Source organism: Mesorhizobium sp. M0040 (assembly GCF_040323505.1).
Classification (GTDB): domain Bacteria; phylum Pseudomonadota; class Alphaproteobacteria; order Rhizobiales; family Rhizobiaceae; genus Mesorhizobium.
In genome coordinates this window covers 1-19,854 of the sequence record NZ_JAMYVA010000009.1, presented here as the reverse complement: position 1 = coordinate 19,854, position 19,854 = coordinate 1, and the positions used below count along the sequence as shown (strand labels likewise).

At 59.7% G+C, this 19,854-nt stretch carries 12 protein-coding genes and 3 pseudogenes; 11 read left to right on the top strand and 4 right to left on the bottom strand.

Annotation, left to right across the window (positions count from 1 at the left end; translation table 11 throughout):
- The first annotated feature begins 2 nt into the window (after nucleotides 1-2).
- Nucleotides 3-1,088: a DUF4150 domain-containing protein gene (locus NKJ91_RS10425; protein WP_352455466.1), complete on the top strand. Its 1,086-nt coding sequence runs from the start codon at nucleotides 3-5 to the stop codon at nucleotides 1,086-1,088.
- 6 nt (nucleotides 1,089-1,094) lie between these two features.
- On the top strand, nucleotides 1,095-1,970 hold the full coding sequence (locus NKJ91_RS10420; RefSeq protein WP_352455465.1) for a hypothetical protein: 876 nt from the start codon (nucleotides 1,095-1,097) through the stop codon (nucleotides 1,968-1,970).
- Between the two features lie 45 nt (nucleotides 1,971-2,015).
- Here NKJ91_RS10420 and NKJ91_RS10415 read toward each other — a convergent pair whose 3' ends face one another.
- The 3 genes from NKJ91_RS10415 to NKJ91_RS10405 are packed head-to-tail and all read right to left on the bottom strand — an operon-like array spanning nucleotide 2,016 to nucleotide 5,849.
- Nucleotides 2,016-3,086 (bottom strand): hypothetical protein, encoded by a 1,071-nt coding sequence (locus tag NKJ91_RS10415; RefSeq protein WP_352455464.1) that lies wholly within the window; start codon nucleotides 3,084-3,086, stop codon nucleotides 2,016-2,018.
- Nucleotides 3,086-3,511 carry a DUF6484 domain-containing protein gene (locus tag NKJ91_RS10410; RefSeq protein WP_352455463.1) on the bottom strand — a complete coding sequence of 142 codons (426 nt, stop codon included), beginning with the start codon at nucleotides 3,509-3,511 and terminating at the stop codon, nucleotides 3,086-3,088. Before NKJ91_RS10410 ends, NKJ91_RS10415 begins: the two co-directional genes overlap by 1 nt.
- Before the next feature lie 7 nt (nucleotides 3,512-3,518).
- The gene (locus NKJ91_RS10405) at nucleotides 3,519-5,849 is read right to left on the bottom strand and encodes a type VI secretion system Vgr family protein (protein ID WP_352455462.1); all 2,331 of its coding nucleotides are present in this window, start codon (nucleotides 5,847-5,849) and stop codon (nucleotides 3,519-3,521) included.
- 282 nt (nucleotides 5,850-6,131) lie between these two features.
- On the opposite strand from NKJ91_RS10405, the gene tagH reads away from it, so the two are divergent.
- From tagH to NKJ91_RS10360, 9 genes and pseudogenes are all read left to right on the top strand, one after another.
- Nucleotides 6,132-7,187, top strand: a complete 1,056-nt coding sequence (gene tagH, locus NKJ91_RS10400) for a type VI secretion system-associated FHA domain protein TagH (RefSeq protein ID WP_352455461.1) — start codon at nucleotides 6,132-6,134, stop codon at nucleotides 7,185-7,187.
- Nucleotides 7,188-7,749: 562 nt separating this feature from the next.
- Entirely contained in the window at nucleotides 7,750-8,985 is a 1,236-nt protein-coding gene (tssL, locus tag NKJ91_RS10395; RefSeq protein WP_352455460.1) for a type VI secretion system protein TssL, long form, read from the top strand.
- A gap of 22 nt (nucleotides 8,986-9,007) precedes the next feature.
- Entirely contained in the window at nucleotides 9,008-12,571 is a 3,564-nt protein-coding gene (gene tssM / locus NKJ91_RS10390; protein ID WP_352455459.1) for a type VI secretion system membrane subunit TssM, read from the top strand.
- A 57-nt stretch (nucleotides 12,572-12,628) separates the two neighbouring features.
- A pseudogene (locus NKJ91_RS10385) lies at nucleotides 12,629-12,883 on the top strand (hypothetical protein); the annotation flags it as partial.
- 172 nt (nucleotides 12,884-13,055) lie between these two features.
- On the top strand, nucleotides 13,056-13,829 hold the full coding sequence (locus NKJ91_RS10380; protein WP_352455458.1) for a PP2C family protein-serine/threonine phosphatase: 774 nt from the start codon (nucleotides 13,056-13,058) through the stop codon (nucleotides 13,827-13,829).
- Nucleotides 13,830-13,834: 5 nt separating this feature from the next.
- Nucleotides 13,835-16,423 carry a protein kinase domain-containing protein gene (locus tag NKJ91_RS10375; protein ID WP_352455457.1) on the top strand — a complete coding sequence of 863 codons (2,589 nt, stop codon included), beginning with the start codon at nucleotides 13,835-13,837 and terminating at the stop codon, nucleotides 16,421-16,423.
- Between the two features lie 147 nt (nucleotides 16,424-16,570).
- Nucleotides 16,571-16,942, top strand: a complete 372-nt coding sequence (locus NKJ91_RS10370; RefSeq protein ID WP_352455620.1) for a DUF1036 domain-containing protein — start codon at nucleotides 16,571-16,573, stop codon at nucleotides 16,940-16,942.
- On the top strand, nucleotides 16,939-19,272 hold the full coding sequence (locus NKJ91_RS10365; RefSeq protein ID WP_352455456.1) for a M23 family metallopeptidase: 2,334 nt from the start codon (nucleotides 16,939-16,941) through the stop codon (nucleotides 19,270-19,272). Before NKJ91_RS10370 ends, NKJ91_RS10365 begins: the two co-directional genes overlap by 4 nt.
- 226 nt (nucleotides 19,273-19,498) lie before the next feature.
- Nucleotides 19,499-19,672, top strand: a pseudogene (locus tag NKJ91_RS10360) (HU family DNA-binding protein); the annotation flags it as partial.
- Between the two features lie 41 nt (nucleotides 19,673-19,713).
- Here the strand turns inward: NKJ91_RS10360 and NKJ91_RS10355 are convergent.
- Nucleotides 19,714-19,854: pseudogene (locus NKJ91_RS10355) on the bottom strand (TA system VapC family ribonuclease toxin); the annotation flags it as partial.

The following is a 19,854-nucleotide window of genomic DNA, read 5'->3' as shown; positions in this document are numbered from 1 at the left end:
CGATGACAAAGGACGTCTTCGCCGAGAAGTGGGAAATCGCCGGCAAGAATGGTATGAACAAATCATTGGCGCGCTTTCCCGACGTGTGTCTGTCGCCGCCTTCGCCGCCAGCCGGGCCTATCCCGGTTCCCTATCCTGACACATCGTTTTCGAAAGACCTCAAGGAAGGGTCCGAGACGGTCAATATCGGCGGCAAACCCGCCGCGCTGGCCCAAAAGTCCTATTACAAATCATCGCCTCTGGGCAACGAGGCGGCCACCCGAAGCTTTGGCGCGTCTGTCATAACCCACCAAATCACGGGCAAGACCTACTTCCAGGCCTGGGCGATGACGGTGAAGTTCGAGGGCAAGAACGTTTGCCGGCATATCGACATAACAACAAGCAATCACGCCTCGCAGATCGGCGCAACGCCACCGGCGCCTACGAGTGAAACACAAGACATGAAACAAGCCAAGGTGGCCATCAAAGCCGGCAAATGCCCCTGTTGCGGCAACCCTTTGCATAAGTGGCAGAAGGACCCCAAGACCAGAAGACCGTATCCGGTGATGACGGCAGGCGCCTTCTGGCGAAAGCAGATCAGCTTGATCAAAGTGCCGGACAAGCAGGCCGACAAAGATCGACTAACTGCGACGCTCAAGCGGATGAACAGAAGAAAGGCCAGGCAGCGCAAGGCAAGAAAGGACGGTCAGCCGAGTTGCCCGAATGTTCAAACGAAGGAAAACCAGGGCTGCGCACTCCATTTTGACATACCTCAACACCGTGATGCGCCTAAACGATATCGTCCGACCGTGAATCGACCGAATGGTCCAACAGCGGCCCAGGCGGCGTACGACGCTTTCAGCTCGAAGAAGAAGAGCGCGGTTCTGAGCATCTGGAGCAAGATGAATCCGTCGAATCCGATTCCAGCTTCTTATCCTCCGCCAAGCACGAAGCGACCGGACAAACTTAATCATAAGACGCCGCGCATGGCGGGTGGCTGCAACGATCAGGGAAACGTCGTTCCCCAGCACTACATGAACACCAAGGCATGCAACGATATTGAAGATGACCAGAGCGAACTGGAAAAGGTCGCCAGCCTTATTTATTGAGTAGACATGGAACACTATCCAAAGATTGCCAACACCGCATTCGAGGAACTCAGCTATGGGTTTCATCCCAAGTCGTTCGACCTCTATGCGTTGGACCTCGCCCGCCTCGAAACGAGCACACGCGCATGGGAGCGGATAGCAGCGGTCGTGCTAGGATGCTCGCGCGGAAACTTTTCCAGGCTTCCGGAACTCGGCCCGTTGATGCGAGACAATCCGCTTTACCTACTTTGGCACGCGATCGCCAACATTTCCGGTTATGCCGGCACACTTCAGTCGGTGCGGCAGACTTTCGATCATATCGAGGACAAAAGCGGAGACAATTTTCTCTCTTTCCTGGCAATTGCACTGGGAGCCACATCCAACCTCTCTGCAGTCGACTACCTTATGGAAGCGCACAAACGAGCTGGGGACATCGACCCGCTAAGACAGATCGAGCAGGAAATATCCTTCCTGCTCGAAGCTGAGGATGGCCCTTTGATGGCGGGGTCCATGGAGGAAGTCTTGACGGATGAGGGCTGGGTCGAGAGAGCTAACCGCGAGAGATATTTCGAACAAGTGAAGCAGGTGCACGATGCGGTGCTAGAGCGCGTAGGCTCCAAGGATATTCCGATCTATGGAGGCGAGGCGATTGACATCGCCAAGATTGCGAAGCGCATGTATCGCAACCTGGACCAGGACGAGGAGCGGGCGCAAAGGCTGGCTCGGGAAGCGACGCTGTTCGAGGCCACCACAGGTATAAATTGTTCGAAAATGTTCGATCGCAACGGCAACTTGAAATCGTTGCATGCAGCCGGGATCCTCGAGGCATTTTTCGACGGCGACGAGATTGAGAGCTTTAGGTCCGGTCAGAGATACTTTTTTGGGCACCCGATAGCGACCTGAGCAGCTCCACGCGTGCGCGGAGAGATCGCTGCTGCGAGGTTGGCCCTATCCGACAAATCCACTCGCCTTGGCCCACTCCATGACTCTGTCAGCCAGCGGGATTTTCTGCTCGCCATATTCGAAGCGGTGGACAAATTCCAAACCGGCTTCGGCTGGGTCGATGGTGAACAAATCATCTTCTTGCGCAGCGTCGGGGAAGAGTTCCAGAAAGGCCGCACCCGCCGCGGCGGCCATCGCCGGTTCGCGCATGCGATCGACGAGCCAGTTGAGGTGGGTCTTGTCGTTGAGCATCCCAACTGCGCGGACAGCCGCCGGGTTCGCGGCGCGCATCAGACCTCCCAGCCAGGATCGGACTTCCCGCGACTGCGTTGTCTTGATCAAAGTACGCAGCGCGGTGAGTGCGTTAGCGTCGTCTGATGCGGCTACGACCTCAAGGTCGGGCCTAGCCCGCTCCCCAAATCCAAGCTCTGCGAGTGCGATACCGGCCCAGAAGCGTACCTGAGCGTCGCGATCATCGAGCAGCGCGGCGACAACCTGGACAAGCTCGATATGTCGAAGTCTCGCCGTGAGCCTAAGACCGATACACCGCGTCTCTGCGCCAGAGTCCTTTAGCAAATGCAAAAGCGTTCTGCCGGGGTCCATCTTGTGCACGTCGATCGCGTGAGCGGCAAGTTGCCGCCTAACGGGATCCTCGTGCGACACCCACTGCCTGACCCACCTCGCGATCTTGTCGGCTCGATGGATTTCCAACGCGCCAACAAAGCCGTAGGCTGCGTTTCTTTCAGCGCGGAAGAATTCAATCGACTCGTTCAGGCTTTTTTCGTCTTCCAGCTCAATTGCGAGCCATGCACACGTGAAAAGTTCGCCTTTGTCGGGAAAATCGGCCCATTGTTCGATGGCAAATGGCCAAGCTGCCGCGCCGGCGATCCGCAGCGCGTCTAGATGCACGTCAAGCCGCTCGCCAATGCTCTTTGCCACCTGAACGTCCGGCGGGTCTGCATTCAGCAGCGTACCTCGTTGCGCCCAAAGGAATGCCACCAATTCGACATGCTGACGGAGCACGTCATTAGCCACTCTGTTGGGCCGCGCCTGCGTTGTGACCTGTGGCGCAGTCATCAGTTCAGATTCACGGAGCCACCGCGGATATTGTTCGCACCGCTGGCCTGGCTCACGATGTATTTTCCGCGAAGCGAGATATGTCCATCACTGTCAAGTATGAGACTGGACTTTCCGCAGCGAAGTTCGATCCTCTTCGAGGCCTTCAGTCGGACATATTCACCATCGCGGATAACGCGCTGGGCCGCGCCCTTGCGGGCTGGTTCGACGATCGGTCCCATGATGAGCGGACGTCTCGGGTCGCCGTCCTGAAACAGCAACGCCACTTCTGATCCTATCATAGTCTGATCGAGTTCAACCAGGCTTCTGGCCCTCAGCGCCACATCCTCGGGATTGCCGGGAAATACAACCAGCGGACCCTGATCGTCGAAACCAAGGAACAGCCCGATGACCACCCCGTAGATACGTTCGACAACTTTGCCCATCGCGACCTCAATTCTCGTTGATCTTCGAGCCCTTCAGGATGATGTCACCGGAGGCCTTGGCGTTGATCTTACCAGATGCCTTCAAGAAAATGTCCTTTCCCTCCACGACGATCGTGCCATCCTTTTTCATGACAACCTTCGAACTTCCGCATGTCAGGGTGATGTCGTCCGTCGCTTCGATCGACAGGCTTTTGCCAGACTTTGTAACCGAGTCTTCTTTGATGTCGGTAAGGCTGCCCTTTGCAATCTTGAGCATGAAGCCGCCACCAACATCGGTGGAGTCGTTCGACGTGATTTTGGCTATGCGCGAAGCGCCGACATCGGTTGCCTGCGATGATCCTATGGTCACGGTCTGACCTGCCCCGATGCTGATTGTTTGATCAGCCGCGATCGTCCATTTGTCGCCCGACCCGATACTATGGCTTTGGCCCGCCCCCACCGTCACCGATCTCGACGCTCCGATCGTGTTCGTCTGAATAGCTCCCACGGTCCGCGTCTCGGCCGCCCCCACCGAGTCTATCCGCGCGGCGCCGACGGTGATCGTCTGCAGCAGCGCTACCGTCTGCGTGTGATTTTGGCCGATCGTTTCGGTGGAGTTCGAGCCAATACTGATCGTCTCGTCGACGCCCACCGTCAGCGACCGGTTCTTGCCCACCGTCTCGGTATCGTTCGAGCCGATATCCGTAGTCTGGTCGACGCCGACCTTGACCGTCTTGTCGTTGCCGACCTCCTCGTCGAGGTTGTGGCCGACGGAGTGCTTGGCATCATGGTCTATGCGGTCCGACTGGTCGTGCTGGACCAGCTTGGTGCGGTCGTTTTTGATCAGAAGGTTATGATCCTTCTGCGCCTGGAAGTTGACCAGTTCGGAGCCGGCCTTGTCCTCGAACATCAGCTCGTTGTAACCGCCGCCACCTTTCGATGAGTCGGACTTCCAGCCGGATTGCGTGGCGCTGCCCGGCAGCCCGTAGGGCGGCATCTGCGAGGCGTTGTAGACCCTGCCGGTAATGATCGGCAGGTCGGGATCGCCCTCTATGAAGTCGACGATGACCTCCTGCCCGATGCGCGGTATCTGGATAAAACCCCAGCCGCTGCCGGCCCAGGTCTGCGAAACCCGCACGAAGCAGGAACTGTTCTGGTCTTTTTTGCCCAGCCGGTCCCAATGGAACTGCACTTTCACCCGCGCATATTTGTCAGTGAATATCTCCTCGCCGGACGGACCGACTACCGTCGCCGTCTGCGGACCGCGCATGATCGGCCGTGTCGTGACCCGCGGCGGACGATAGGGCAAGGCCGTGGGTGCCACACCAAGGATTACCTTGAAGTTCTCGCTGTCGACGTCGGCATGGGGCCTGTAGCCCGGGTCGAACAGCCTGTATTCGGCGCTCACCACCAGATACTCCTGGTTCTGGTCCTCGCGCGGAAAGCCATCCAGCTTGAAGGTGCAGCCTGAATACAGGCCGCGCACGGTTCCGACCGCGGCGATGCGGTGGTGCACCGCCTGGATTTCCTCGCGCCGGATCGCCGCCAGGCTATCACCGCGGCCGACTTCCAGGTGGGCGCCGGGCTGACGGTAATTCTCGCCTGCGGCCAGCTTGTGATTGAACGGCTGGGCGGATTTGGCCATCAGGTCAGCGCCCGGCTTCTTGAAATCATAGTCGGTATGGACATAGGCGCCCGGCCGCACCGAACTCCCCGGAATCCATTCGGTAATGTATTCGACATCGCGCCGGGAGCCCTGCCCCTCAAAGTGGTACGGCACTTTTTCATAGCCCGGCGCCGGCTTGAGCTTGCTCATCGCATCAGCAAGCACAAGCGTGTGCTTGCCCTCGCCATGCTCGAAGAAATACAGGATGCCCTCGTGCTCGAGCAGCCGCTGCACGAAATCGAGATCCGTCTCGTCATATTGCACGCAATATTCGCGCGGCGGATAGGATCCTTGCAGGCGTTTCTCGAATTTTGCCGTGCTATATTTCGAAAATACCTCTTCGACGATTTCGATGACGCTCATGTTCTGGAAAATGCGGCAGTCGATCGTATTGCCGAGAAACCAGAGCCATGGCCGGACGGCTGCTTCGTAATAGGCCAGCCGATCCTCGATCCGGGTGAGGCGAAACTCCGACACGATGCCGCTGAACCAGCGCTGGGGGTCGGCTTCACCTTCGATCGAGACGGGGCCACCCAGCATCTTAAGCGGATCAATATCGTGGCTGGGGCTCACGAACCCGACCGTATAGGCCAGACAACGACTGATCTCATCGCGCCCGACGAGATGTGTAAAGGTCAACAGCTCAGCGCCAACTGGCGTTTGCACCACCGTGGCACGTTGTTCACTTGGCATGGGTCGTGCCCCTCCTCGGCCTGGCCGCCAGCGTGGTGGATTCGAATCTCCAAATCAGGAACTCGAAATCACATCTAACCTCGATGAATGCCAGTCCATGTCGAGCGTAACACATGTTGTTGTGCTGGCCAAAGAGGACCATGAAGCGCCGCCCGGCCCTGCGCTACCAAGAATTCGCTCGCTGCGTTGCGCCAAACGTTATGCGAATTTGGGGTTAGCCACGCTAAAAACATGGAGTATCGTGTCGGCAAGGCCGCCAGCGATCACACAGGCGATTTTCGCATGTTAATCAGTCTGCAGATCAGCAATGTCGATGCCCTGCCCACTGGCGTGGCGCCTGGCTACCGATCGCGTAATCGCAGCTTCAAAATCGGCCGCGAACATTGCGACTGGATCTTGCCTGATCCTGACAAGTTCATCTCAGGCCGGCATTGCCAAATCCGATACGAGGCAGGCGCGTTTTGGCTGCACGACATTTCGCGCAATGGCACTTTCATCAATGGATCGAGCCAACGCATCACCGGTCCGCGCCGGCTAGACCACGGCGACAGGCTCCTGGTCGGCCGCTACGTCATCTTTGTATCGATTGACGACGAGCATGCAACGCCAAGTCATCCGGAGGCCGACCGAAGTTCGACGCAACGACACATGCCGGTCGCGGCCGATCGGCTGCTTGATTCCGGAGGCGAGCCTCTCTTCAGTTCGGCAGAGCGATGGCTCGGGCAAGCACCGCCATCGTCATCGTCGCTGCCTAGGTCCGTCCCCTCGACGACAGACGAGGCGCTGCGGGAAATTGCAATCGGCGCAGGCATCTCGCCGGAATTGTTCCAATTGCGTGATCCGCATGAAGTCGCTGCCGAAATCGGCGCAGTGCTTCGCACGGTGGTCGACCAACTGGCCATGCTGCTGAAGGCACGTGCGGCTGCAAAGACATTGGCCAAGAGCCCACACCGAACGATGATAAGCTCCGCTGAAAACAATCCCCTTAAATTTGTCCCGGGGACCGACGACATACTCGAAATCATGTTCGCGCGGCGCAAGGCTGGCTATCTCGATGCCAGGCGCAGCGTCGAGGACGCGTTCCGCGATCTCAAGGCGCACGAATTTGCCACCTATGCCGCCATGCAAGCTGCACTCTCGCGACTGCTTGACGACCTGTCGCCGGAAGCGATCGGCAAAAAGCTCCCGCCGACATCGTTTACCTCGAAGAAGGCCCAAGCGTGGGACGCTTTTGTCGGCACATGGCGGAGCATGGAGGAAGCCCACGAAAACGGCATGCTGGATATATTCTTGGCCTATTTCAGCGAGGCGTATGCCAAGGCCGACAAGCACAAATAGACCTGCGCAACATACTGCACCGCTGTAGCTGACGAAGAAAAGAGCGTCGGCGCAACGCATCATGTTCCAATCGACAACATCTGGGACTACGATCACATACGACAGTTCGCCAAGCGGGTAAGCCTGATTGACCTGGGGGTCTGCGGCAAATGTCACATTGCGGCGCCATAGTTTGTTGTAGCTCCGGACCGCCTTACCGGAAGGACCATTGCCTGCCCTATCCAGCCAGGAAAGATCTGGCGCCTCTCGCACGCGAGCGCGGACACTGCACGGCAGCGGCATATCGGCGATGAGCTCGAAGGACGATCCTTTCGGCCCGGTCGGCAAGACCGTCATCCGCACCAATCCACGACGCGGGCAGAATGCGAAATCAGCCGCAAACGAACCGATTGCGAAGGCCGTCGCGCCCCCGCATGTCAAGGAATCGACAGTTTTCGATCCTGAAATAGGTCGGCATATGCCGCCGGACTGGACATCCGGAACCATTCTTTATCAGGGAGCATCGTCCGGTACAGCGGCCAGAGCCCAGGCGGCCGGGTCAAGGCCGAGCATTCAGCAGGAGGTGCTGCTCGGCGCCGCAGACACGGTAAAATATTCGACGGCAAATCCGATCCTCGCTGGGTCAGCACCGTTGCTCGTCCTGTTCGGGCATCTCAGGCTCGTGCCGGTCGAAAGACAGGCGGCGCCATTGGCCGAACATATCGCCGATGCGATCGAGAGGTTCGACTGGACGCTGGAGAAGTCAGGGGTTCCCGAAGAGGATGCGCGGATCGCGAAGTTTGCCCTTTGCGAAACGGCCGACGATCTTGTGGGCAACCTGCCTTGGGCCGGCGAGGACACCTGGGCACAGCACAGTATGCTGTCGCGGTTCTTTCACATCGAGCCCACCGGCGCCGGCTTTTACGAAGCACTGAATAAGGTGCTGGCCAATCCTGAGCCACACTTAGACCTGCTCGAGCTGATGCATGTCTGCCTATCCCTGGGATTTGAGGGCCAGTATCGTGGCCTGGCGCGCGACGATACCAGTCTCGAACGTGTGCGGCGCGACGTCTACGAGACGCTTCGCTACTTCAGGGCCCGCGCCGGAGAGGACATCTCCCCCCGCTGGCAAGGCATGGCCGCTATGATGGTGCCGTCTTCGACCCGCCTGCCGCTCTGGGGTGTTGCTGCAGCGGCGTCAGCCCTGGTGACGGCCGCGTTCTTCACGTTGCGGGCGTTCATGACCGATGAAGGCGATGCTGCAGCCAGACAATTGCTGGCGCTCAATCCCTCGACGCCTGTGACGATCGAGCGCGCCAGTGTGGAACCCCCACTTGCCAAACCGGTGACAGCCGCCTCGCCTGCCGTGACCGGCCAGATCGACCGCATCCGCTCAGCACTGTCCACGCAAGTCGAGCGCGGCGGGATGACCATCGGCACAAAAGGCGACTTCATCGTAGTGGAGATCAACAATCAATTGTTGTTTCAGCCAGGCAAGACCGAAGTGAAGCCCGAGTTTCTGCCACTGGCCACACAGATTGCCGCAGCCCTTGAGCACGAGCCAGGGCCAATCACGATCGTTGGCCACACGGATAATGTGAAACCACGGAAATCAAGCACGTTCAAATCGAATTTTGACCTTTCGGTCGCCCGCGCGAAGGCTGTTGAGACAATGATCGCCGCGAAGCTTAGCGATCCCTCGCGAGTAACCGCCGAGGGCAAGGGCGAAGATGAGCCAATTGCCGACAATGCGATGTCCGAGGGCCGCGCCAAGAACCGCCGTGTCGACGTGATGATCCCCAAGGAGGAAACGCTGTGAACACCGCCGGTGGGAAACGCCAATGATGCGTTGGCTGCCGCGGATATTCAGCACGGCCGCGTTGGCCGGTTTCGCGGCGGCGATCTGGTTTGCTGGACCTTTGATCCGCTTCGCCGATATCCGGCCGCTGGGACCTGTCTGGTTGCGCGCGATAATCATCGGCACGATCGTGGCGACCGCGGCCCTCGTTTACGCAGTGCGCGTCTGGCAGGTGAGAAAGGCACAAAAAGCGCTCGAGACGGTCGTTGCCCGCAACGACGGGGGCAATGACGATTCACCGGTGCTCGAGGCGCGCATGAGTGAGGCCATCGCAGCACTCAAGCGGTCGAGCGGCAAGCGCAGTTTCCTCTATGACATTCCCTGGTACATCGTCATTGGTCCGCCGGGCGCCGGCAAGACGACGGCACTGATCAATTCGGGTCTGAATTTTCCGCTCGCCGGTTCAGGAGACGCCCAGCCGGTGGCCGGTGTTGGCGGCACCCGCTCCTGCGACTGGTGGTTTACCGAAGAGGCCGTGCTGATCGACACGGCGGGACGCTACACCACGCAGGATTCCAATGCTGGAAGCGACAGCAAGAGCTGGCTTGCGTTTTTGTCACTGCTCAAGAAATACCGCACCAGACAACCGATCAACGGGGTTATCCTGGCCATCAGCCTTGCCGATCTCATCAGCCTCGATGACCAGCAGCTGGACGCCCATGTCGTTGAAATACGCAGTCGCCTGAGGGAGATCCACGAGACGCTGAAAATCCAGTTTCCGGTGTACCTGCTTTTCACCAAGGCCGATCTTGTTTCCGGCTTCATGGAGTATTTCGGCAGTTTCGAGGAGCCCCGCAGGCGCAAGGTCTGGGGCGCAACATTCCAGACCACCGACCGCAACAAGAACATGGCCCGTGAGGCTCCGGCCGAATTCGATGCACTGGCGAACCGATTGGCGGACGAGATAGCTGACCGCCTGCAGGAAGAGCCTGATCCGGTCTCGCGCATATCGATCTTTGGCTTTCCGGCCCAGTTTTACGCGCTCAAGGGCCGAATTGCCGGTTTCGTGACCAGCCTGTTCGATCCGGTCCGCAGCCAGGTGAATGTCAGCTTGCGTGGGCTCTACTTCTCGTCGGGGACCCAAGAGGGAACGCCGATCGATCAGGTGTTGGGCGCAATCGGCCGCAGTTTCGGCAACAATTCCCGCCCCCATCTGTCCGGGACCGGCAAGAGCTTCTTTTTGCACGACCTCCTGACTGATGTCATTTTCGCTGAATCCGGATGGGTTTCCTATGACCGAGCGACCGAGAAGCGGGCGGCGGTTCTCCGATATTGCGGCTTTGGCATCATAGCCTTGATCACAGCCATAGCCCTTGGCACGCTCGGGATGAGCTTCATGGCCAACCGCTCGCTGATCGCCTCCACGACGCAGGCGATGGGCCAATATCGCGTGACAGCGGACGCCCTGCTCAAAAGCACGACGGTCACCGATGTCGACCTTGAAAACGTCATCGGGCCGCTCGACCAGTTGCGCAACATGCCGGCCGGTTTTGAAACCAGTGACTTACCGACCCCGATCGAGGAAACGGTCGGCCTTAGCCAGCGGGAAAGGCTTCTTTCGGCATCGACAACGGCCTACCGGCAAGCACTGGAACGAATGTTGCGGTCGCGTCTGCTTGTTCAGGCGGAGCGGACCGTCCAGGCGACGATGGCTGAGCCCGCCGCGCTCTACGAACCGCTCAAGATCTACCTGATGCTCGGCGGCAAGGCACCCAAGGTCGATGACGCATTGATCATCTCCTGGATGAAGCAGGATTGGGAACAGAACCGGTATCCAGGCGAGAGCAACCGCGAAGGACGCGCGCAGCTCGAAAAGCACTTACGCGCCATGCTTGCGTTGGACGATGCCTATGATCCAGTTTTCGAACTCAACCAGCCGCTTGTGGAAGCCGCTCAGCGTTCGCTCGGACGTATGAGCCTTGCGGATCGCGCGTCAGCATTGATCAAGTCGGCGGTGTATGCGGCTGCGCTGGACGATTTTGCTGTCTCTCAAAAAGCTGGAACCGAAGCGCAGCTTGTGTTCGAGCGCGTCGATGGCGGCGATCTGTCGAAGCTTCGTATTCCCGGTCTCTACACCCATGCCGGATTCAACAACTTTTATCTCGGACAGCTTTCGCGCATTGCGCAGACACTCGACGACGACCAGTGGGTTCTGGGAGGTGGCGGCGAGCAAGGCGGCATCGATCAGGAGTTGCTCAAACTCGGCCCCGAACTTCTCGACCGCTACGGCAAGCAGTTCGCAGCCGCATGGAACAGCGTTCTCGATGGCTTGAAATTCAAAGCCATGCTGAACGACAAGCCGCACTATGTCGCGCTTTCCGCCGTTGCCTCACCAAGCTCGCCGATCGAACAGCTTTTTACTGCGATCGCCGAGGAAACAGCCCTGGCGCGCGACTCTGTCTCCGGCGAAGACTCGGGCACTGGGATGCAAGCTGGGACCGTTATGCGCCAGTCCCAGGACGCCGCAGACATGGCCAAGGGCCTGGCTCGCATCGGCATTCAAATTAGCTCCGCAAAATCGCAAAGCCGTGCTGGTACCGGGTCCGCGAAATTTCAAACCCAGAGCCCTGGGGCAAACATCGAAGCTCAGTTCAGGTCCTTCCAGGCTCTGGTAAGCGGGCCTTTTGGACACCGACCGATCGATGCGCTGACCCAGAATTTTCGCGATATCCACCAGAGCCTGCAACTGGCAACCGAGGTCCCTTCGCAGACGGAACATGTCAACGCCAACCTGCAGCTGCAGATAGCCACCCTTCGCGCCAATGCATCGCGTCTGCCCAAGCAACTCGGCAGAATAGTCAACGCAACCGCAGACGAATTTGAGGGCAACGCGGCTGAAATTTCGTTGACGAATTTGAACGAGATGCTCGACCAGGCCGTCACGCAGACCTGCGAGGAGGCGGTCAACGGCCGCTACCCCTTCGCCGGCGATGGTGCCAAGGATATTGCGATGGCGGACTTCGCCAAGTTGTTCTCTCCGGGCGGCCTGATGGATCGGTTCTTCGCACAAAACCTTGCTTCCTTGATTGACATGAGCGGCCAGGACTGGAGCTGGAAACAGAATGCGCGCTTTGGACGCGACCTGTCGAAGTCGACGCTGAAAAACTTTCAGCTGGCTGCGGAAATCCGCGGCGCATTTTTCCCTTCGGGCGGGTCAATGCCGTCGGTCAACCTGACCTTTACCCCGTTCTCGCTGAACGGTGATGCAGATACTGCGATGCTCGACGTCGATGGCCAGATCGTCCAGAGCAACCAGGCGGGTAACACGCCAAGCACTGTGTCCTGGCCGACCGGTGCGGCCTCGACATCCGCCAGTCTGAGGCTGATGCCAGAAATGCCGGGCCGCGAATCAGCAATCAGGTTCGAAGGGCCGTGGTCGCTCAAGCGGTTGCTGGACAAGGCGACGATCACCAGCAAAGACGGCTCTGTTGAGGCGCGCTTCGTAATCGGCGGACGCGACGTCAGCTATACGATCCAGACCGGTTCCGGACCCAGCCCCTTCCTCCTTCCCGCACTTTCTGCATTCAGCTGTCCGAAGGCGTTTTGAGAGGATTTGAGCCTCACCTGGTGAGCTTTCCCACAACGCAGGTTCACACACAACGCAATGGTCTCGGGCTCCGTTGACAGCCTTCAGCAGCCTCGGACCCCCTATATCTCGCCCCAACGCCTGTCGAAGGCCCTAGGTGTGAAGATTGCCAATCTGGCGCAGCTGACAGGCGTCCATCGAAATACGTTGCGCAACCCTTTATCCGAGCGCCTGTGGGGCAGGATGCGCGAAATGGTGAAAGTGATCTCGGCGGCGACGGAACTCACTGGCGATATTGACACGGCCTTTTATTGGTATCGCAACGAGCCGATCGACGTTCCGCCTCGCGTCGTCAATGACCCTCGCCATCAAGGCTCTTCCGAAAAGCGTCACGCGCTCAAAGCTAAATTTCGGTACTTTAATATTGCAGCATATGGCAAAGTGGCGCTAGCGAGCGCCTGAGAGTGCGCTGCAGAGGACGCTTCGAGAAGCGCTTGGTGGCAAGTTGAGCGATGTCGCCCTTTCCTTTGAAAGCTTCGGCGTGAGCCACAATGGCTGTGTCCGTGAGCACAATGAAGACAACTATCTGGTCGAGCCACGGACTGGCCTGTGGGTGGTGGCCGACGGAATGGGTGGGCATGAAGCCGGAGAGGTCGCTTCAGCCAGCATTGTCGATCATCTGGCCACGATCGGCATTGCCAGTTCCGCCCCGGATCTTCGTGCGCGCTTCGAGGACAGGCTGAGCCGCGCCAACGCCGAGATCCGCAAGATATCCGAATCCCGCGGCATAACCATCGGCTCCACCGTTGCCGCCCTGTTGGCGATGGATGGGCGATTTGCCTGCCTGTGGGCAGGCGACAGCCGGGTTTATCTGATCCGCAACGCCTCGATCTCGCAGATATCGAAGGACCACACCGAAGTTCAGGAACTTCTCGACCGCGGTATGATCAGCGCAGCCGAGGCGCTCACCTGGCCGCGCCGCAATGTCATCACGCATGCGGTAGGCGTGAGCGACGAAATCGTCATCGATTTCCAGCAAGGGGAAATCATGCCGGGAGACATCTTTGTGTTGTGCACCGATGGGCTGACGGCGCATTTGACCGATGCCGAAATCGGCGCCGCGGTCGTGACTGCAACACCTCAGGCGGCCTGTGAGGCTCTGCTGAAAACGGTGCTGGAGCGAGGCGGGACAGACAATGTCACGATTGTGCTGGTAAAATTCGCAAACAGAAGCAATGGACACCCCCCCTACCCTGATCTGTCCAGAGCGGAGGGTTGAGGCCGATGAGCGCCGACGACAAGACGCGAATATCGCCGCAGCTGGCCAACACCGCCGTCGGCACGCAGCTCAGCGGCATCTACGAACTTGACGAGCGGATCGCATTCGGCGGCATGGGTGAGGTCTACCGCGGCCACAACATCCAGACTGGCGACCATGTCGCGATCAAGATCGTCCTGCCCGAATTTGCCCGTGACCCGACGATCTTGTCCTTGTTCCGCAAGGAAGCGTCGATCCTCAATCACCTCTCACATGATGCGGTCGTGAGATATCACGTCTTCACGATCGATCCAGGGATCGGTCGTCCCTATCTTGCGATGGAATTCGTCGACGGCGAGTCGCTATACGACATCATCCGACGTGGCCCGATGCCGACTGAAGAGGTGCGCAAGCTCTGCCATCGCCTCACGTCGGGTCTGAGCGCCGTGCATGAAGCGGGAGCAATTCACCGCGATCTCTCCCCGGACAACATCATCTTGCCGGGAGGTCGGGTGGATCGCGCCAAGATCATCGATTTCGGAATCGCGCGATCGGCGACCGTCGGCGGTGAGACCCTGATCGGCGGAAAATTCGCGGGAAAGTACAACTACGTTTCCCCCGAACAGCTTGGGCTATACAGCGGCGATGTCAGCGAGCAGTCCGACATCTACAGCCTGGGGCTGGTGCTGGTTGCCGCCCTGCGCGGCAAGCCGATCGACATGAGCGGGTCGCAATTCGAGATCATCGAAAAGCGCCGGACCGTGCCCGACCTGTCCGACATCGACGCCGATTTTCGCGGCATTGTTGAAGCCATGCTGCAGCCGGATCCGCGAGACCGCCCGGTGAGCATGGCGGAAATCGCCAGGATGACGCGTGACGAGGACGAAGGGACAACGCCGCCGACGTTTACCCCAAACCGCGACAGGCCGGGTTTGCCACGAGCGGGGCAAACCCTTGCGCCCGATCTGAAGGCCTCATCCCCGCAATCCAATGTCTTGGGCCATGACGCGCCTTTGGCAGGCTCGGGCGGGCAGCGCTTTGTCCCGCATGTCCGGCCAGCGCTTTTGTCCGAACCGCGGGCCTCACCGGTCGCCGCGCCGCCACGTGCGGTCGTGGGCGCTGTTCCCGGCAAATCCACAAAGGGCCGAGCCATCGCAATCTCTGCCTTCGCGACATTGGCTCTCGCCTCAGCTGCCGGCCTTTATTTCAGCGGCTTTACAACGCCCCCCGCGCCGAGCGCCGGCAAGACCTCGCTTTCCGCGCCAGAGCCACCACAACCTACACCACAAGCAACAATGCCTGTCCCCGAAGCATCAATTCCTGAGGCAGAGGCATCAAAGCCGCTGGCGACGGACAATGTTGCGGACTCCCCTGAGCCGCTACAGGAAGTTCCAGCCCCAAAGCCGCAAACGGAGGCCACATTAGCGCCAGCTGAAAATCAGGCGGAGGCCGCCGCGGCTCGAACGCCCCCGCCGGCAGCGTCGCCCAAGATGCTCCCGAAACCCGAGGAAACGTTGATGCCGTCGGCAAGTGGGGCGCAACCGCCCGCGGAAAACGCAACGCCATCAGTTCAGCCCGATACGCCCCCGCCGCCTGCCAAGATTGCTCCCGCCCTCCCGCCGGTCGAAAAAGCTCCGACGGCGCCCGCGACCCAGTCAGGTGCCGCGGCGAGCCAGAAGCCTGAACATCAGGCAAGCCACCAGGCGGAGGCGAAACCGGCCACGCCCGCCCCCAAACCGGCTGCAGACCAGGCAGATGCGACGAACGCACAGGAGCAGCAGCCCGACCTCCCGCCGGCCAAACACCAGGCAAGCCGGCCGGCGAAGGCGATACCAGCAGCGCCCGTTCCAGAGCCGGCTGCACGCCAGGCGGATGCGACGAGGGCAAAGGAGCAGCAGGCCGACTTGCCGGCGGCCAGAGAACCAGACCAGGCCATTGTCGCCCTGAACCTGCCTAAGCCAGAAGTTGCCCCGGTAATCGACGATATAGCGCAACGTGTCTCGTGGGTTCGCGACTTCAGCGGCGGCGACTGTTTCTACGCCGCCGTGACTTCGATAACCGACAAGACCGCTGCCATCGAAGGATTTGGAACCGCGGTCCAGCCATTCGAGCAGATGCTGGCTGATTTCCAGGCAAAGTTCCACGTTGAGCCGGACATCAACGTGCGCCTCATTGAGCCGAGCCAGTGCGAAGTCACCAACTTCCTGCGCTTTCTGGGGCAGGCTGCTGGCGACAAGCCGCAGCTTGTTCTCGATCGAACATCGGTGCCAAATGGTACGCCGATCAGCGGTACGCTGGTGACGCGTGGCGGGCTCATTTCCAGCGTGCTGCTGATCGACCACAAAGGCATGATGTTCAACCTCGATGACCGCATGGTCGTTCAATCGGACAAGGCCACCTTCAGCATCCCGATCGGTCTCGGCGCCGCCGACAGGGCTGCAGGCAAGGCCGTGCCGCAGATCATCATGGTGATCACCGGCCCCCAGGATATCCAGGCGGCTGCGTTCTCCACGCCAATGCCAGCCTCGCAGCTGTTGCCCAAAATTCTCGAGGAAATCGAGGCCAACGGATCCAAGTTCTCGGCCAGTGCCAAGTATTTCCGGCTCGGCGGGTAGCATGGGCGTCCGATGGAACCACGTAGCTCGCGTCTGCCCCGCTCGTCGTCTGACCTGCCCGTAAAGCAGCGTGGTCGGCTTCGGACCTTGCTTGCCTCGAGGGGTCGCATGAGGCTTGCGGTCGTTTCGGCCGCCGCGTTGCTGGCCGTGCTCTCATGCAACGAAGCGCGCGCCGAATTCACGGTGTGCAATCAGACGCTCGACGTCGTCAACCTCGCCGTCGGCCAGGAGGTCGATAATGCCAACCAGACCGATGGCTGGTGGACCATCGGCGCAAATCAGTGCGTGAACGTCATCCGCGAGGAACTGACGAACCGCTACATCTACCTCTACGCCACTGACGTTTTCGGCCACGCCATCCTGACCGGATCGACCGAAATGTGCATTGAGCGGCGACGTTTCTCGATACGCGGCATCGACGAATGCTGGCAGCGCGGCCATATTGCCGCGCGATTTGTTGAAGTCGATACGCTTGAACAGGTGCGGTGGACATTTTTCCTGAGCGGAAGCAGTCCGTGACGCACGCTATCGACACCAGCTTCAAGGAAAAGAAGCAAGCACGCGCTGCCCTTCGCCGGCGCACGTTTTGGCGCAGGCTTCTTGCCGGCTTCGCCACGGTTTTCCTGTGTTCGATTGCCGCCGGCTTCTATCTCACCGCAGACTATTGGTCGTTTGGCGACGAAGACGAGGAGCTGCATGCGGTCGAAGGAGCCGACGATGTGCCCGCTGATGCCTCTGTTTATGTGCCTGCCATTATCGGCCTGGCGGGGGACCCGATGTGGATCACGCTCGCACCCGATAACGGCGCAGCAACGAAAGGCCACGTGATTCCGCGTCCGGCAGAACTCGACCCGGCAGGGGTTTCGCCACAGATCGAGATCCTGTCCGACGTCATGCTTAGCGCCAGCGAAAAATTCATGACGACGATACCGTCGACGCAGGAGGATTTTGCATTCTTCCAGGCGCAACGAAAGACGGCTCCAGCAGCCTCCAGCGATCTGCAGAACAATCTTCAGCCATTTCCTGCCCCGGATGAACCCGCGCCTGCTGCCGATCAACTGGCCGAAGCCGACGACCCGGAGGCCGGCTGGGGTGAAACAATCGATGCAGGCGATGCAGCTCTTCCGGCGTTCCACAAGACCCAGATCGAAAACAACACCAGCGTCGCAACTGTGACGAACGAATATCAGCGGTTTGAGGCGACGGAAGACACGTTCGTGAAGATCCTCAACGATCGCAGTCTGGATAGCGTTGCGCTCGATGCACATTTCTCCGCCGACGACGCCAACCAGGCAGGCGAGGCGCTGAAGGCCCTCTTCGGCCGGGACGGCCTGGAACCGGGCTATGTCGTGGCCATGCGTGGATACCGGCCCAACCGCGAGACGACAACGATGTCCCTCATGCAGGTGTCGATCTACGCCAAGAACGTCTTTGTCGGTACGCTGACGCGTAATGCCGCGGGCGTGTTGGTATCGGGCGTTGACCCTTGGGTACGCGAAGATCTGTTCAACTACTCGGGCGCGCCGGCGGAAGGCGGCCACAAAAGGCAGTATCGTCTGCTCGACGCGATCTACTCGACTGCGGCACGCAACAGCGTTCCAACCGGCGTGATCGGCGAAGCCATCATGTATCTGTCGAGAGGACAGGATCTGGATGCCTTTGCAAGCGAGGACCAGCGTCTTGTGCTGATCTATTCTCAGACGCCGCGCGGCAAGGACGAAGGCGCCGGCCGCGTGCTGTATGTTGGTGTCCAGGGCACGACAAAAAGTCTCGACTGTTTCGTCTTCCAGCAGGGTGATGGCCAGTTTGCATGCGTGACAGGCGACGATCAGGTCCGTTCGCTGACGGTCACCAATGGCATGGTCACACCGGTCAACGGGGTCTTGACCTCGACCTTCGGGCCGCGCAAGCATCCAATTCTAGGCACCGTTCGCATCCACAAGGGCGTCGACTGGGCGGCGCCGGTCGGCACGCCGATCGCAGCCGCCTTCGATGGCGAAATCAGCTTCCAGGGCAATGGGGGCGGCTACGGCAATCTAGTCAAGATTTCGCACGGAAGCGGGCGCGAGACGCGCTATGCGCATATGCAGAAATTCGCAATCGAGGGCGGCGTCGGCAGCAAGGTGAAGGCTGGCGACATCATTGGCTATATCGGCACCACCGGCCTTTCGACCGGACCGCATTTGCATTTCGAACTCTATCAGAATGGCGCGGCGATCGACCCACTGGGCACGGTTACCGCGGTCGCTTCGGATCTTTCCGCCGTGGAAACGCTCACCGACCGTATCGTTCATGTCGAAAGTGGCGGCAGCTCCCGTGCCAAGAACCCAAATTCTTCAGCGACCGGCGCCGGCCAATTCATCACAAAGACCTGGATCCGGATGATGAACACTTACCGCCCCGAACTTGCACGCACACTCTCGACTGCCGACCTGCTCGCCCTGCGATATGACGCCACGATCTCGCGCGAGATGGTTCGCAATCTGGCGCGAGAAGGCGAAGCCTATCTTCGGGCGCGCGGCCACCAGATCACAGCCGGCCGGCTCTATCTCTGCCACTTTCTCGGCATGGTGGGCGCGCATCAGGTGCTGTCGGCATCGGGTTCCGCGCAATTGAGCGCCGTGCTCGGGTCAGCCGTCATTCAGGCCAATCCCTTTCTGACGGGCAAGACCGCCAGCTATGTCGCGGACTGGGCCGAAAGAAAGATGGGTCGCAAGCTGAGCCCAGCCACAACCACGGCGGGCCAGCAGACGACGACCACCACGGAGGTCCGGCAGACGTCGCCCGAGTTCGCAAAGTACAAACAGGTGATCACGGCGATGCTGAGCTCTGTTCAGAATGCGCTTTGAGCCTGTGCATGGCCCCGGCAAATCGTAACCGCTTGGGTGCACGCAGACGACCGGTTTTCGGTCCAACGAGTGCTGTACTTCGACCTTGTTAGCAGATGTTTTTCTGGTCTGCGCACTATCGAACCGTGGCCAAGATCACGTACGCCACGGCGGTTGTATTCGTCACGTTCTGCAAGAATGGCCGGCTATTTTCGAGTAGAAGCGTCCGGCACCGAGAGAATTCAAGGCGATCGCTGATGCGGCCGATGGCGGTGCTGAGCCGAGCCTGCCCGGTGTCGGCAAGTTCAAGGTGAAGGAAACACCTGAACGCGAGGGCCGCAACCCGTCGACGGGCGCGACCATCAAGATCTCCGCCTCGAAGAAGCTGTCCTTCACGCCGGCTAAGGCCACCAACGGCTGATCCTTTGCCGGTATGTACCCTGACACAAAGACCCCGGTGGTCTACCTTGTGGGGATCAGGTGCAGTGTAGTCTTCCCGCCCTTCACCGCCGCCCCCGACAGCTTGCGGTCAAAGCTCGCAAGTTGGCCGCCATGCGCCTTGGCGAGCGCAAGAAGATAGGTATCGGTGACCTGTGCCGAGGT

Bases quoted from the DNA above. Each gene is read 5' to 3' on its own strand.
- NKJ91_RS10425 (WP_352455466.1), top strand. From the start codon at position 3: ATGACAAAGGACGTCTTCGCCGAGAAGTGGGAAATCGCCGGCAAGAAT.
- NKJ91_RS10420 (WP_352455465.1), top strand. From the start codon at position 1,095: ATGGAACACTATCCAAAGATTGCCAACACCGCATTCGAGGAACTCAGC.
- NKJ91_RS10415 (WP_352455464.1), bottom strand. From the start codon at position 3,086: ATGACTGCGCCACAGGTCACAACGCAGGCGCGGCCCAACAGAGTGGCT.
- NKJ91_RS10410 (WP_352455463.1), bottom strand. From the start codon at position 3,511: ATGGGCAAAGTTGTCGAACGTATCTACGGGGTGGTCATCGGGCTGTTC.
- NKJ91_RS10405 (WP_352455462.1), bottom strand. From the start codon at position 5,849: ATGCCAAGTGAACAACGTGCCACGGTGGTGCAAACGCCAGTTGGCGCT.
- tagH (WP_352455461.1), top strand. From the start codon at position 6,132: ATGTTAATCAGTCTGCAGATCAGCAATGTCGATGCCCTGCCCACTGGC.
- tssM (WP_352455459.1), top strand. From the start codon at position 9,008: ATGATGCGTTGGCTGCCGCGGATATTCAGCACGGCCGCGTTGGCCGGT.
- NKJ91_RS10375 (WP_352455457.1), top strand. From the start codon at position 13,835: ATGAGCGCCGACGACAAGACGCGAATATCGCCGCAGCTGGCCAACACC.